Below are 15,834 nucleotides of genomic sequence, written 5' to 3' on the forward strand. Positions count from 1 at the left end.
TTTGGAGCAAGAGCTTTTGCAGAAACTAACAGGTAAAAGAGGTGTGTTTTACGGAAGACATTCAACTGACAAACAAGATATAGCCTGGCAAATACAGTTGGTTGATAATTTCTTCGAGGAAGTTTTACATTCAAAGCCTATTGCTTATTATTCCGACGAAGCTGTCTCGGCTAGGAAAACAAAGTACAAGGACAGGGCTAAGTTGCAGCATTTAATCAAGGATTCTTCCCGTGGAGTTTTCGATTTTGTTGTGATTTCAAGCTATGATCGAATTGCCAGGAACCCTATTGACCACTTAAAGCTCAGGGAGGCCTTAACTGAGAAGGGTATACCTGTCATAATCGCTACTACAAGAACTGAATATGGAAAAGAAGACTTCTTAACCCGACTATTGTTTGACGGTATTTCCAAATATGAAGCAGATCAAACAGCTCAAAGAACGAGTGACAACATAAACACATTAGTATTCCAAGGGAAGTGGAAAGGAGGACGGACTCCTTTCGGCTATGTATACCATCGGGCTTCGAACACCCTGAAACCAGATCCAATAAGGCGCGAAAAAGTTAAAGAAATCTTTTCGATGTATGAGAAAGGTCTAGGCTTTAAAGAAATTGCGAATGTTCTAAACGATGAAGAAAAGCTTGCTAAACCCTCTTGGTATAAAGAGAAGGTTAAAGGAATTATTACAAACCCTATCTATGCAGGAGTATTGACTTTGTATCGAAGAGAAGGGAATTCTGGATATAGAATTAGAGATCGTTCAGAATGGGTTGAACACGAAGCTAAATGTATCACTTCTCCGATCATCTCGAAGCAGCAATGGGAGAATTGCTGGAAAATTTATTCAGAAAAAACAAAGATATACGGAAAGAAAAAGGAAAATCAAGCTGCTGGGGGTACAACAAAACTTGATACACCATTTTTCCTGAAGAAGATATTGTATTGCACATGTGGCAAGATGATGAGATGGAGGAATTACACCAATCAAAAGAAGGTATACCAGGCCTACATTTGTGATGATTGTGACTACAGAGTACCTTGTGATCTTCTTCATAAGAAATTTGAACAGGAGTGGAATTACAGGGTTACGGATTCCTTGTTACAACTGATGAATGGGAAACGTAAAAAACTTGCAGAGAAAGAGCTATTAATATTGGAGGAGAGCATAAAAGATTGTGACGTAATGAAATTAGATCTAAAAAATGAACAAAATAACTTTATCGATAGGAAAAAAGCGTTGTTACGTAACAGTGGCGATAGCGATGAAGCATTTGTTTATGCATTAGATCTTCTTATTAAGGATCGGGAAAAAAGAATTAGTGAAATAAATGACCAAAAGGACCTTTTGGAAATAAAAAAAAGTAAGGTGTCGGAATTTCTTGAAGCTTCTCCAGTGAATATTTCTTTGAATTTCAATGATTTTAGTCCCAGGGATAAAAACGAATTAATCAGACATTATGTTTTGAGTTGTAAGGTCAGCAGAGAAAGGGATCTTGAAATTACGTTTGTGAACCTGGAATAAATTCTTATCGCGTGGTTGATACCCAGCCACGTTTTTTGCGTTTTCTATGGACAAGCATTCTAACCAAATTCTCTATATAAGTTTTTTCCACTCTTATCTTGAACCAAGGTAAAATTAAATTAATCAATTGTTTGTGTTGCTAAGCCCTCATTCTTGCTTCATTGTGTTTGTGTGCAGCAAATGATTACGCGGCAAACACACAAGGAATGCATTTTTTAAAAACAATTTGTGCATTTGCGCGCGGTAAAAAATGTTTTAGTCTCTTTCCGAAAAGGTCTCATTAGAAGCTTAATTGTACAACCATTTTTTTGTTCCATCATTAATGGCATTAATTTACCTTCATCTTTATACACAGTAGATCCACACGTAAAAGCGGACAAGTTGTCTAAGGAACCGCTATAAATCACCGTGTAAATAAGAAATGGTAGTTTGTCCTTTTTAGAGTATGCAATAGGGTAACAGTAGGGATCCCAAATGTACCCTGTTGCATATTAGACACATCAATTGTCCCTCCGCTATTACGAGCCTTATGAACTATGTGAATAGTCTGTCTTATTGCTTTTGGACAACCAATATGCAATAGGGCTAAGTTCTTTTAAAGTTCACTTTTAACATTCACTTTTTAACATTACCCTTTTAATGTTAAAAGTTGAACATTAAAAGTAGCTAGTCCAAAATGTTGCAGCAACAAAATCAATGAACATAATAAGTTAGGAGAAAATCGGTAATATGCAGGCGATCAACACTGCGGTGAACCAGCACTAGCATAGTCACTTGTATTCCACCATATAAGTAAAGGTGGAGGTGATTGTTATAAAAAGATATACAGTTCGTGAAGCAACAGAAATCTTAGCGAAGTATTATATCTATGTTACACCTGAAAAGCTCACTAGAATGATACGCGATGAGGAGATTTATGGTTTTAGAACAGAAAATCGTAAAGACGGGTACCGTATTTTTGAAGATGATTTATATGATTATGTTGATAATCTTCGGCCAGGACTAAGGACCATATTCGAGGTGTACGAAAAATCAAAGGATGTTAACTTGCAGGGCAATAATTCAAATGGTGTTAAGCAAAGTTCGGATCGGGAATTAATCAGTGTTTTTATTGAATTAAAAAAAGCTTTGCAAGAACAACCTCAAATGATCTCAGAAGCAATCACTAGCTCGTTAAATAAGACTTTAGAATTACAAATAACATCGAACAAGGCGGAAGAAAAGAAAAATAAATCACGAAACAACCTTGTTACTAAGTACCCCAAAAAAGATTTCATTGGAGAATGCAAAAAAAAACTAGGCAATGATGAGTATGATTATGAAAATTGGTATGAGCAGCTACTTGGTGAGAAAAAGTTAGCCCAAAAATTTCTCGATAAAGAAAGTTTTAAAATGATAATTAATAATGTTGAACACGAAATATTACCTCAGAATATTACAAGTATTAAACAGTTGGTGGTTGCAATTGAGAAATCAATTTTGGATAATCAACGTGTGAAGTTATTTGAAGAGTAATTTCGTATGTTGGAAGTATCAGGGAGGGAAATTGCTTGAGCTCAACATTTGAAGTGAGTATACTTTCTCAGTTGAATCAGATAAAAAAAGAGATAGAGTGTCTAAATTATAATGTTGAAAGATTGTGTACAACTCTGGAAAATAACAGCAAAGTTATACTAAAGGAAGAATTAGTGACACACCTCAAAACAATCTCTTGTCAGTTAGAAACTTTAGAGTGGATACAATTGGATTCAAAGTGAAACAAATATAAAATAATAACGCCAGCGGTTAGCTGGCGTTTTATTTTATCTAATGCCAAATAATTTATCTTGAACGTTCCTAACTATGTCTCTGACTTGAAATGGATTTAGATTAAAGTGTTCTGCAGCCTTTTCAATAGGTGTTTTCTCTTCACTTTTTCTCAAGTATTCAGCTAAATCAGAGGATTCCTTTGCAGTTTTAACATCAATACTAACTACATATTCATAAACTTCTCTTTCTTGGTTAGGAAGTTTTCTTATGTAATTCTGTCTCTCTAACTCATACACAAGATCTTCAAAGTCTGGTTCTTCATTAACTCTACTCACTTTATTTCCTCCTCTTGAAAAGTAACAGACAACTACTTCCTTTATTTGGTTTAACACTTGAATTTATTATATACATAGTCTTCTTATTTTTGTAGGGAAATCTTGTAATATCTAGTAACACTATGAGAGCTTTGTTATGATAATAACTAGGTTGAAAGTTATATAGGAGGAATATTAATAAATGAAAAAGTTATCATTACAGCAATTAGAAGCTCATTTATGGGAATCGGCGAATATTTTACGGGGAAGCATTGATTCTTCAGATTATAAGAATTACATATTTGGACTACTTTTCTTAAAACGATTAAACGACGTTTTTGTTGAAACGGCAGAAACGATTGAAGAGGAAGAGAACGATGATTACGGCTGGTATGACCGTGACGAACACCAATTCTTTGTTCCAGAGCGTGCACGTTGGAAGAACATTCAGGCTGCAACGCAGGACATTGGTGATTATATCAATAAAGCCTTTGAAGCATTAGAAGAAGAAAACCCTTCTCTTCAAGGGGTTTTGGCGAATATAGACTTTAACGATAAAGGAAAGCTGCCTGATCGCCTTTTATTAAAGCTGGTGTTGCATTTCTCCGCAATCGATCTGAGAAACGAAAACCTTTCTGAACCTGATATGCTTGGACGAGCATATGAGTACTTGATTAAACAGTTTGCTGATGATGCAGGTAAAAAAGGTGGGGAGTTTTACACTCCGAGTAAAGTCGTAGAACTATTGGTTAAATTGCTTAAACCTGAAGAAGGTATGCGCGTTTGTGATCCAACTGTTGGATCAGGCGGTATGCTCATTCAATCGGTTGATTACATTAAGTCTCAAAACGGGAACCCGAGAAACCTAACCCTTCATGGGCAGGAGAGAAATTTAAACACGTGGGCTATTTGTAAAATGAACCTCCTCCTCCATGGCATGAGTGATCATCGTTTGGAAAAAGGAGACACAATACGCGATCCTAAGTTACTTGAAGACGGGGAACTTATTCTTTACGATCGTGTCATTGCCAACCCACCATTCAGCCTTAGTAATTGGGGACGAGAGGAAGCAGAGGGCGACGAGTTTGGCCGTTTTCGTTTTGGCGTTCCTCCGAAAGATAAAGGAGATTTGGCCTTTGTTCAGCACATGGTCGCTACACTCAATCACAAAGGTAAAGCTGGTGTGGTGATGCCTCATGGGGTTCTCTTCCGTGGGGGAGCTGAAGGCAAGATCCGTCAAGGGCTTCTTGATAACGATTTAGTCGAAGCGGTGATCGGCCTCCCATCCAACTTGTTCTACGGTACGGGGATACCTGCGTGTATCCTGATTCTAAACCGTGATAAGGAAGACTCGAACAAGGAAAAAGTCTTCTTTATCCACGCAGCGGACTACTTTCAGGCAGGGAAGAACCAAAACACCCTAAGAGACGAAGATCTGGATAAGGTCGTATCAGCTTACGAAAAACGTGAAGATGCCGAGAACTATTCACGAGCTGTGAGTTTGGACGAAATCCAAGACAACGACCATAACCTCAATATCGCCCGTTACATCGATACAACGGAAGAAGAGAAGAAGATCGATGTACAAGAAGCGCTAGCGGACCTTAGGAAGTTGGAAGAAGAGCGAAATGAAGTTGAAAATAAGATGTACTGGTATTTGAAGGAGTTGGGCTATCGTGAATGAATCTGCAAAGATAAAAAAAGCTAAAGCTTTTATTGGTAGCTTCCCTGAAGATTGGAATGTATATTCTTTAGATGAACTGCTAGAAACAATTAGAAACGGTACTTCAGAAAGGCAAAATCAAAACAATAGAGGCTTACCAGTTACCAGAATAGAGACAATAGCCAATGGCAGTATCAACTTTAAAAAAGTAGGTTACATTGATTCAGAAAAAGACTTGTCGAATTATAAATTAAGAATAGGGGATATACTTTTTAGTAACATAAATAGCGTAAAACATATTGGTAAAGTTGCTAAGTTTAATGGTGAAAGAAATTTGTACCATGGTATGAACCTACTATTACTAAGACCGAACGAATTGGTGAATCCAGATTACCTATTTAAAATTATGAGCTCAAGCACTGTAAAAAAATACTATGAATCTAATGCAAAGCAAGCCGTCAATCAAGCTAGTGTAAATCAATCCGATGTAATGAGTTTTATTAATGCATATCCTCCCCTAAAAGAACAACAAAAAATCGCAGCCATACTCACCTCCGTTGATGAAGCCATAGAAAAAACCGAAGCGATCATCGAGCAAACGGAAAAGGTAAAAAAGGGGCTCATGCAACAGCTTCTTACTAAGGGGATTGGGCATACAAAATTTAAGAAAACAGAAATAGGAGAAATTCCTGAAAAATGGGAGATTAAACAACTTAAAGACCTATCACATAAAATTCAAGATGGGACTCATTTTTCACCCAAAACTAAAGAAAAAGGTTCTCTTTATATAACTTCTAAGAATATAAGGCCTTTTAGGTTTGATTTGACGGATGTCAAATATATATCTTTAGAGGATCATAAAAAAATCTATAAACGTTGTGACGTTAAAGAGGGTGACGTTCTCCTTGTAAAAGATGGAGTGAATACTGGAAACACAGTTGTAAATACGATTAAGGAAGAGGTTAGTTTATTATCAAGTGTTTGTTTAATTAGATGCAATGAACAGATGAGCAACCTGTTTTTATGCCAATACTTAAACTCGAGTATCTTGAGACAGTTAATTCTAAAACAGCTTACTGGAAACGCAATCAAAAGGCTAACCTTAACAACAATTAATGCTTTAAGGGTTCCTGTACCCCCTAGAGAAGAACAAGATAAAATCAATAATAAGCTATCTTCTTTGGATAGTAAGGTGGAATTAGAAAAGAAGCAGCTCTATAAACTGAGAGTGATAAAGCGAGGTCTTATGCAGGTTCTCCTAACAGGAAAGGTCCGTGTAAAAGTCGACGGGGAGGTGCCGTCGTGACTCCCATATCCGATTGGAACGAAAAAGAGCTGGTCGAAAACCGTCTGATACAACAAATCCAAGAAATGGGCTATCAGGTTTCTGATGGCCCTTCTTTGGACAGTGAACGAGAGACCACCAGTGATGTGGTTCTTCGTGATCGTCTCAGAGATGCGATCACTCGTTTGAACCCATGGCTCAGTGATGACAATGTACATAAAGTGATGCGCTCGGTTCTTCATATCGAGGCCACAAGCCTGATGGAAGCAAACCAATCGTTTCACACCTTACTAATCAATTACATGTCAGTCCAACAAGACCTCGGAAAAGGAAAAAAGAATCAAACCGTGAAGCTCATCGACTTTGATAACCCTTCTAACAACGAATTCTTGGTTGTGGATCAGTTTAGTATAAAAGATGCCAAAGGGACCATTCGTCCCGACCTGATTCTTTTTGTGAACGGGATTCCTCTTGTTGTAATTGAATGTAAAAGTCCTTTGCTCAATGCAAACGAACAGATTGGCCAAGGTGTGAAGCAGTTGACCCGTTACCAAATTGAACAAGAGCGTCTGTTTCATTACAACCAGTTTATGGTTGTGACCAGCAATGATCGTGCAAGAGCTGGTACGATTGGGGCTCAGGCTAAACACTATGGGTTATGGAAAGACCCCTATCCCCTTACTGTGGCTGAGATTGGTAATGATCCGACCGCCCAGGACGTTTTGACAGCGGGGATGTTATCAAAAGAGAATCTACTCGATTTGATCCAAAACTTTATTGTGTACGAGCCAGAAGGCGGGAGAACCATCAAAAAACTTGCCCGTTACCAACAATTCCGTGCTGTAAGAAAAACCGTTGATCGAATTGTCCACGCCAAAACTCCTGAGGATCGTGGCGGAGTTGTCTGGCACACTCAAGGAAGTGGGAAATCGCTCACCATGCTTTACCTTGCAGTAAAACTGAGAAGGCTGAAGCAACTAGAAAACCCTACCATTGTGCTCGTGACCGACCGTAAAGATTTAGATAATCAACTATCAGCCACATTTAGACGCTGTGGTTTTCCTAATCCCCAGCAGGCAAAAAGTGTCCCCCAGCTAAAGGAGCTTCTCTCTCAAGGACCTGGGGCAACAATCACAACCCTTGTTCAGAAATTTCAGGAAGATAAAGAAGCAGTATCTTACCCTGAATTGTCAACATCAAAAAATGTGTTTGTAATGGTTGATGAATCACACCGAAGTCAATATAAGGGACTAGCTATGAACATGCGCACAGCCCTCCCAAATGCCTGCTATCTAGGATTTACGGGTACCCCGATTGATAAAGAAGATAAGAGTACCACAGCCACATTCGGCACTTACATTGACAAATACACAATCGACCAGGCTGTGGATGACGGGGCGACCGTACCGATCTTTTACGAAGCACGCTTAACAGAACTTCATGTCCAGGGTGAGACCTTGGATGAACTTTTTGATAGGAAATTTCGAGAGTATGATCAAGAAACGCGTGAAGAGATTAAAAAGAAGTATGCAAACGAACAGGCCATTATCGCTTCTCCTAAACGTGTGGAACGGATTGCTTTAGATATGATTAATCATTATGAAACACACATTGCTCCAAACGGATTTAAAGCTCAGGTAGTGGCTATTTCCCGTGAAGCTGCGGTGATGTATAAAGAAAAGTTGGATGAACTAAGTGATTATGAATCCGTTGTTGTGATTTCAGGCGGTCACAATGATGAAGAGAAAATGAAAAACTTTCACCTAAAACCTGAGGATGAAAAGAAATACATTGAACGTTTCAAAAAGCCATTAACTGAGGATAAACTGGCATTTATTATTGTGTGTGATAAGCTACTTACAGGGTTTGATGCCCCTATTGAACAAGTCATGTACTTGGATAAACCATTGAAAGAACATACGCTCCTTCAAGCAATCGCGAGAACGAATCGTACCTACAATAAAAAGGACTATGGTCTGATTGTTGATTACTACGGCGTCTCAAGCTTTCTTGAACAGGCACTTGATATCTTTACGAAGTCAGATGTTCAAGGGGCTCTACGCCCCATAGACAGCGAACTACCAAGGCTTGAAACGCGTCACCGTGCAGCGATGCGGTACTTTGATTATGTGAATAAAAGTAACTCCGACGCTTGTATTCAGGTTCTGGAACCAGAAGACGTTCGACACGAGTTTGAAACGGCATTTAAACGCTTCGCAGAAAGCATGGATATGGTGATGCCGAACCACAAAGCCAATCCATATGTAGATGATCTGAAGTTTCTGGGAAAGATTCGGCAAATGGCAAAATCACGCTTCCGTGAAGAAGGTCTCGACATTTCCGACTGTGGTGAAAAAGTGAGGCAGCTTATCGCAGATCATCTTCAGGCTTCTTCTGTCGAGGTCATACACGAACCGATTGATATACTTTCAAGCAAATTTGAGCAACAGATCAATGAAGCGAAGACCATTGAAGCCAAAGCTTCCCAAATGGAGCACGCGATTCGACATGAAATTAAGGTGAAGATGGATGAAAACCCAGTTTACTATGCTTCCCTTAAAGAGCGTTTAGAGGAACTCATCAATGCCCGCAAAAACAAGCAGATGGACATTCTTGAGTATTACGAAGCTCTGCGAGAAAAGATCGACGGCATGCGCAATGTTACAAAACAAGGCGAAGAGCATGGCTTTACGAGAGAGCAGTATCCTTTTTATCAAATGCTTGAGGAACAGTTGGCTGGTGAGGAAGCGGAAGAGGTTAAAGATCTAACATTTATTGTCACAGGTCTTATCCAGTCAAAAGCAGTTGTAGAATGGACTCAAAAGGATGACGTTAAGCGTGAAATGAGACGAGAAGTAAAAAAGAAGCTGCGTAAGCGAGTAGATAATAACAAGCTTGAGTATCTGACTCAGCAACTAATGGACCTTGCTGCAGTTCACTATAAGAAATAGATTTATTGAGGAGTAAACGGATGAAGGTTAAAAGAAATTATAGTAAAGATGGTCAGACTTTTGAAGAATTATTCAAACACCTTGTAGAAACAAAAGTGGACGATTTTATAAATTATCAGATACAGTACAAAAAGGAGCAAGAAAAGAATAAGTAACTCATAACTAAAGCCCTCATGCAATTTTGAGGGCTTTTAGTATTCGATAGTCAAGGTTGGGCCATTGATACGCAGCCACTCTTTACGCTCTTCATAGTCAGGTAAAACGGACCTCACAAGTTGCCAAAACTCTTTCGAATGGTTGGGGTGTTTAATGTGGGCTAATTCGTGTACCAATAGGTAATCAACGATTGCCATCGGAGCCATAATAATCCTCCAATTAAGATAGATATCACCTTTTGGAGTACATGTTCCCCAGCGCATTTTCTGTTCCTTCAGTCGAATCTTTGAAGGAAATACATCCATTTTTTTAGTGTATATTTCCGCACGTTCTTTTATCTTCTTATCACCATGTGTAAAGTACCATTTTTTAAAAGCGTTGTAGAGATCACACTTTTTTTCCTCTTTAGATATGTTGGTAGGAATGATAGAAATAAAACGTCCATTACGAAACTTAAGTTTAACGTGTTCTGTTTCTCCTGCAATTACCTTTAAACTATAATTCCTTCCTAGGTAAGATAACTTTTCCCCACTTACAAACTCCTTTGGGGCTGGTTTCCTCTCTATATCTTTGAAAGCCTTCCATTTCTCTAATATCCATGGAGCTTTTTTATAAAGGAGTTCGTTTAGCTGTTCTTGATTCATTTCAGGTGGAGCGGTTACTTTAATTCCATCTAACCATTCAACAGATATATTAACTTCATTGCTTTTTGTTTTGGGTTCAAGGTTATAATCAAATGTAGTTGTTCCGTATGTAAACGATGGCATCCTGGTCCCTCTATTCTAAAGATGATGTGTTCATTTTACAGAGTTCTGTGAATTTGTTCAATAAAACTATGCATTGAAGAATTTTGTAGAAAACCCATTGTGTTCGACAAAATATGACTGATATTTACATTGGTTTGTATTACCATTATGAGAGAGGTTAGTATTAGGAGGATTGTCATGAGTGAAAATCTCTTTTCATTTATGAAAGATGAGCATAAAGAATTAAGTGAATTAGGAAATTACATAGATACAAGGTTATTTTTTGAACCTGAATCAATTCTTATTAAGGCACGAGTATACACTGAGGTGCTAGCTAAGATTACTATGGCTAAGGAAGGTATTCCAGAAGTATATGACCTTAAGCATTACCAACGCATTCAAAAATTAGATGGTGCAGGAATCTTCACTAAAGATATCTTAGAAAGGTTTGAATGGATTAGAAAGCGGGGGAATAAGGCTGCACATAACGCTGGATGTGGAACCTTTGAGGATGCTTTAAATGCCCACAGACTAATTTTTGATTTGTCGGTATGGTTTAAGGAAGTATATGATTTAGACTTTAATCCGCCAAAATACAGAATACCACAGCCTGCTATTGGTGGATCACCTATAAATACAAAAGAGCTAAATAGCATTATAAGTCAGTCAGTTGAAAGTACAATTAAAAAGTCTTTTGAAGACAAATTAAAACTAATTGAGGAAGCCTTACATTTAATAAAAACTGAAACGGCTTCCGCTACTGAACCGTTAATAAGAGAAGAATTTAAGCTTATTACTCACTTAGAGAAATCAGGTTACGAAGTGATTGATAATCGAGAAAAAGGTGGCACCGTCTGGGTAATTGGAGGGTGGGAATTAGAAGATCATTTTTTTAGTTTAGAAGAGCGTGGTATTTATTTTCGGTATTTAGAAAATGGTGGTCGAGCGTCGAAAGGAATACCTGCTTGGTACTTGAGAAATAAAGATTATCTTGATTAGTTTTTAGCGTAATAGAGGGAGGGATAGAGATGGATTACTTTAATCCTAAGAAAATTAATTTAAAAGATCATCCTACACTTAGTGAGAGATGGGTTCAAGATCGAATATCAGAGAACCCTACTATTTTGGGATTAGGAGATATTGTCCTTAAAGATAAAGAGAGAATTCAACCGAAAGCAGGAAGGTTAGATTTATTATTACAAGATCCAGAAACAAATCGAAGGTATGAAGTTGAAGTTCAGTTGGGGAAAACGGATGAAAAGCATATAATACGCACTATCGAGTATTGGGATATAGAGAGAAAGCGATATCCTCAATATGAACATTGCGCTGTCATCATAGCCGAAGACATAACCAGTCGATTCTTAAATGTTATAAACTTATTTAACGGGAACATCCCATTAATAGCAATTCAAATGACTGCTGTAGAAGTTGATAACAAAGTGGGATTATTCTTTACTACAGTGTTAGATGAGACGCCATTAGGTTTAGTAGAGGAAGATGAGGAAGTACAAGAGCTAACGGACCGTAAATATTGGGAACAGCGAGGAACAAAGGAAACAGTTTCTATTGCCGATGAATTGTTGCGTGTTTTACATGAAAGTGATCCAAATCTCAATCTCAAGTACAACAAAATGTACATTGGACTAGAGAAGTCAGGAAATCCGAATAACTTTGTTATTTTCAAACCCCGAAAAAACAGTATCACTATTGAAGTCCGTTTACCTAAAACAGAAGAGTTAGATCGTCAATTTGAAGAAAGTGAAGTTGATATTTTGGAATATTCTAAGCGTTATGGTAGATATAGGATTAGGCTTGTTAAAAAAGATATTAAGGTGCACGGTGATTTGATAAATCATATTCTTAAAAAAGCTTATGAGACTAGTATTATCTAATAAAAGGACGGTTATTAACTATGTTAAATGATAACTTAATTTACTTTCCTCAGATCTCATTAAAAAAATCGCCTTGGTTATATAGAATGCTTTTGTATTGTGACAGTATAACGGTTATTGCACCTAACACGTTTAATGAAAATCCAGAGTTATATGGCCCATTCACGCAAACTTTAATTATTGAAGAAATTGTCAAGGTAGTTAATCCAGAATACACACATATGTACAATTCAAATGTTTATCATTCGTTTTACAAAAATCTAAATAAGCATTACTTAAAAGGTAATAATGGTTCTCTTAGTGGCTACCAATACAGTAAAGTTCATATTAATAAAATGGGATTTGAATTAAAACAATATTTATTAAGAAATAAATTAGCTATTAAAACCAATGATGTGGATTGGATAAACGTAAGGCAAGATATTGCAAGAGACTTTATGAATTATTTAGCTTGTTATATAGGGAATCTAGAATCAATGACACCTGTTACAGACTCAGTATCTAATATAAGCCCTCATTATAGTAAATTTAAAATTCCTGCCTATTCGAATGATAGTTTAAATAGATCAGTAAAAGAGCAAGAACTTGCTACCCTGTCTTCAATATTATTAGAAAGATTAATTCCAATCCCTCATGAAATAAATGATGTATCAAAGTTAATTGATTTCAAGGCTAATCATAAGAATGAGCTTGAAAATTTTAAAAGAATTATAAATCAAACTAGCCTTCACCTAGTTAACTATCAAGAGAATACAAAGAGAGATGCAATAAAGCACCATATTGATCTTCTAAATGATCAAAAAGCAGCATTAAAGAGTCAAATGGATAGATATTTTGATAAGACAGACTTTTCTCCATTACTTTTTACAATACCACTCACCATCCATGAAATTTCAACCATAAGTGATGGTGTTTTAGCTGGAAATCTTGCTTCTTCTTTAATTGTTGGGAAATCAATCTTTGATGTCTATGATAGGAGAAGGCATAGGGTGAATAGTTTGATGAGAAATCCTTTTGCTTATATATTATCCATTGAAAAGCATTTTAATTGCTGAGGTAAATTCAAGGTTAAATTAGACTTGGAATCTTAATTAGATAGATTTGCATTTTTAATAAAAGGGGATTTAAATGTTAAATAAAAATGCTTTACAAGTAACAGAAAATGCTTATTTTTACAAGAAAATAAGAAAGTTTACTAAAGCTAAGATAAAAGAAGTTTTTGATGAAATTAGCAAATACAAAGTGGGTTACTATAAGTTAAACATAGTGAAGGATAAAATTACTGTAAATGGAACAGAAGTTGTTTTTTCAGGCTGTGTATTTAAATATAATAGATCCCCTGATTTTCTTAAAGCTGAACAATCTTTGAGCAATGTGGAGACTAAGTATGCATACTTTTTACTTGTTGAATACGATGGTTATGTAGCGTTCAGTAAATTAAACGTAAGCGGAATCGATAAGTTATTCGAAGACTATATAGAAAAGGTTGGGTATGAAACCATGTCGCGCATGTTTTTATCAGAAAATACTAGATTCAAGAAATTCTCTGTGAATAATATGGATATTTCTGATAAGGCAATAAGAAAAAAGATGTATGAAGCTGCCAACTTGAAAGAGTCGCTTTCCACTTTAAGTGCAAACAAGTACTTTGTTAGGGACATGAGAATTGTACAAGATAATAGTGATGTATCGCTTGCACTAAATACTTCTCGGGTTGGTTTTTTTAGTAAAAGGAAAGACATTGACGAATTTTCAGAATGGGTTGTATCAATAATTAATAAGATAAAACATTATAGACCTTCAATTACTTATTTGGATAGTTTCGCATCACCTATAAACACTGAAATTAAAAAACTTAACCCTCGAAATATACTTTTTATGATAAATGATTTGTTTGAAGAGGAGAGTCAGTTTTACTTAAAACTAGATAATGGGAGAACAAGGAATATTAATGTAAATTTAATGGAAAAAATAGAGAGGTCATTTGAGCTGACAAAAATAAATACCAGTGCTGTGAAGGTTAATACAAATATTGATAACTCACTTAAATTAATTAAAAATAAAAAGTCTTTTAGTATAAGATCGAATAAGTTAAGGAAAATACATTTTAAGTTAAATGATGGGGTTGAACACAATCTACTTAATTATCTTAACGAAAATCAAAACTTCTTAGTCTTGTTTGACGATATAAATATTGTTTATTGGGCGAATACCTTGTTTAAAGATAATGCCCTGTTAAGCAATATTGAAAATTTCTTAGATGTATTTTTAGAATTTCCTGAACTTAAAGATATTACATCTGAGAAAGGTCCCACAGATAATACTACTTTGAAAGCATTCGAACGTAATTCACTATTTAATTTTATCGAGTTGAAGCTAGCTAACAATAGTAATTTTATATTTTGTGATGATCTTGGGGATGAGTGGGCAGATTACATCAGTCTAGATGATAATAAAATATGTTTTTATCATGCAAAATACCATGAACCATCTTTGTCAGCGTCTGCATTTCATGAAGTTGTTTCCCAAGCGCAAAAAAATCTAGGAAATATATATGTGACAGAAGATTCGCTCAATAGGAAAAGAGATTCTTGGGGAAATCCATATGGAAAAACAGAAATTAAAAGATTAATTAAAGGTACTAATATAGAAGAAGGTATAGAAGCGTATAAATCTACATTAAAAGCTCCAAATTCTTTCAAGGAAATCGTTTTAGTAATTAACTTTATATCTAAGAAACAACTACAAGAGGAACTGGTCAAGCTAAAAGACGGACAAAGTACAAAATACCAAGTAGTTCAAATTTTTTGGTTAATTTCTTCATTAGTTTCCTTATGCAAAGAAGCAGGTCTTAATGTTTACATAACTTGCTTACCATAACTTACTATAAACTTCTCATTCCATCAAAAAGTACCATACTTTCAAAGTTTTTGAAAGTGAAATAGGAATTCCTATTAGGGTTTCAATTGATTTGAATATAAACGAAATCAAAAAGACAAAAATTATTACTGGAAATAAAACTTAATAGATAATGTATAGTTGATACAGTAACATTATTATAATGAACAGACTTTCGATGCCCCACCTTTGACTTTAGAACAGAAATACTCATGCACCTGCGCGCACTGAAGAAGGTTAAGAAAGACGTCTCGCTGCAGGACCCGATCGGAACGGATAAAGAAGGCAATGAAATCACCCTCATTGATGTCCTTCAGGCAGAGACAGTGGACGTCGTGGACGCGATACAGTTAAGCATGGAGAAAAAACAGATTTACGAATTCATACACGTCCTTGACGAGCGGGAAAAAGAAGTGATTGTAGGCCGGTTCGGGCTAGATTTAAAGAAAGAAAAGACCCAGCGTGAAATTGCCCGTGATTTAGGTATATCCAGAAGCTATGTCTCAAGGATTGAGAAGCGCGCCCTCATGAAGCTGTTTCATGAATTTTACCGCCATCAGAAGAATGCATTGAAACAAGAGCCGAATAACTGACAAAACACCACCTGATGAGGGTGGTGTTTTGTTTACTATGACTAGGTCCATGTCCCGTATTC

Annotated in this window: 12 protein-coding genes and 1 pseudogene; 11 read left to right on the top strand and 2 right to left on the bottom strand. The window is 36.4% G+C overall.

What is annotated here, in order from left to right:
* Position 1: 1 nt before the first annotated feature.
* Together EBO34_RS02210 and EBO34_RS02215 are read left to right on the top strand one after the other, a co-directional pair.
* A complete protein-coding gene (locus tag EBO34_RS02210; protein WP_183163675.1) occupies positions 2–1,522 on the top strand; it encodes a recombinase family protein in 1,521 nt (506 codons plus the stop codon).
* An 804-nt stretch (positions 1,523–2,326) separates the two neighbouring features.
* Positions 2,327–3,037 (top strand): hypothetical protein, encoded by a 711-nt coding sequence (locus EBO34_RS02215; protein WP_122896325.1) that lies wholly within the window; start codon positions 2,327–2,329, stop codon positions 3,035–3,037.
* A 287-nt stretch (positions 3,038–3,324) separates the two neighbouring features.
* On the opposite strand, the gene EBO34_RS02225 is transcribed toward EBO34_RS02215, so the two are convergent.
* The gene (locus EBO34_RS02225; protein ID WP_122896327.1) at positions 3,325–3,606 is read right to left on the bottom strand and encodes a hypothetical protein; all 282 of its coding nucleotides are present in this window, start codon (positions 3,604–3,606) and stop codon (positions 3,325–3,327) included.
* Between the two features lie 181 nt (positions 3,607–3,787).
* Between EBO34_RS02225 and EBO34_RS02230 the strand changes: the two genes are divergently transcribed.
* The 4 genes from EBO34_RS02230 to EBO34_RS21025 are packed head-to-tail and all read left to right on the top strand — an operon-like array spanning position 3,788 to position 9,639.
* Positions 3,788–5,269 (top strand): type I restriction-modification system subunit M, encoded by a 1,482-nt coding sequence (locus EBO34_RS02230; protein ID WP_122896328.1) that lies wholly within the window; start codon positions 3,788–3,790, stop codon positions 5,267–5,269.
* Complete coding sequence (locus EBO34_RS02235; RefSeq protein ID WP_122896329.1) at positions 5,262–6,554, top strand: restriction endonuclease subunit S; 1,293 nt, start codon at positions 5,262–5,264, stop codon at positions 6,552–6,554. The genes EBO34_RS02230 and EBO34_RS02235 overlap by 8 nt, the downstream gene beginning before the upstream one ends.
* Entirely contained in the window at positions 6,551–9,484 is a 2,934-nt protein-coding gene (locus EBO34_RS02240) for a type I restriction endonuclease subunit R (RefSeq protein ID WP_122896330.1), read from the top strand. The genes EBO34_RS02235 and EBO34_RS02240 overlap by 4 nt, the downstream gene beginning before the upstream one ends.
* 20 nt (positions 9,485–9,504) lie before the next feature.
* Positions 9,505–9,639: a hypothetical protein gene (locus EBO34_RS21025; RefSeq protein WP_283234574.1), complete on the top strand. Its 135-nt coding sequence runs from the start codon at positions 9,505–9,507 to the stop codon at positions 9,637–9,639.
* Positions 9,640–9,675: 36 nt separating this feature from the next.
* On the opposite strand, the gene EBO34_RS02245 is transcribed toward EBO34_RS21025, so the two are convergent.
* Entirely contained in the window at positions 9,676–10,407 is a 732-nt protein-coding gene (locus EBO34_RS02245) for a M48 family metallopeptidase (protein WP_122896331.1), read from the bottom strand.
* A 177-nt stretch (positions 10,408–10,584) separates the two neighbouring features.
* On the opposite strand from EBO34_RS02245, the gene EBO34_RS02250 reads away from it, so the two are divergent.
* The 5 genes and pseudogenes from EBO34_RS02250 to EBO34_RS02270 all read left to right on the top strand — a co-directional run.
* The gene (locus EBO34_RS02250; RefSeq protein ID WP_183163676.1) at positions 10,585–11,385 is read left to right on the top strand and encodes a DUF4145 domain-containing protein; all 801 of its coding nucleotides are present in this window, start codon (positions 10,585–10,587) and stop codon (positions 11,383–11,385) included.
* A 29-nt stretch (positions 11,386–11,414) separates the two neighbouring features.
* On the top strand, positions 11,415–12,281 hold the full coding sequence (locus EBO34_RS02255) for a DUF5655 domain-containing protein (RefSeq protein WP_122896333.1): 867 nt from the start codon (positions 11,415–11,417) through the stop codon (positions 12,279–12,281).
* 20 nt (positions 12,282–12,301) lie between these two features.
* The gene (locus tag EBO34_RS02260) at positions 12,302–13,336 is read left to right on the top strand and encodes a DUF6236 family protein (RefSeq protein WP_122896334.1); all 1,035 of its coding nucleotides are present in this window, start codon (positions 12,302–12,304) and stop codon (positions 13,334–13,336) included.
* Between the two features lie 73 nt (positions 13,337–13,409).
* Entirely contained in the window at positions 13,410–15,161 is a 1,752-nt protein-coding gene (locus tag EBO34_RS02265; protein ID WP_122896335.1) for a hypothetical protein, read from the top strand.
* A 221-nt stretch (positions 15,162–15,382) separates the two neighbouring features.
* Positions 15,383–15,772 (top strand): annotated as a pseudogene (locus EBO34_RS02270) (sigma-70 family RNA polymerase sigma factor); the annotation flags it as partial.
* Between the last annotated feature and the right edge of the window lie 62 nt (positions 15,773–15,834).

The organism is Alteribacter keqinensis (assembly GCF_003710255.1).
GTDB classification, from domain to species: domain Bacteria; phylum Bacillota; class Bacilli; order Bacillales; family Salisediminibacteriaceae; genus Alteribacter; species Alteribacter keqinensis.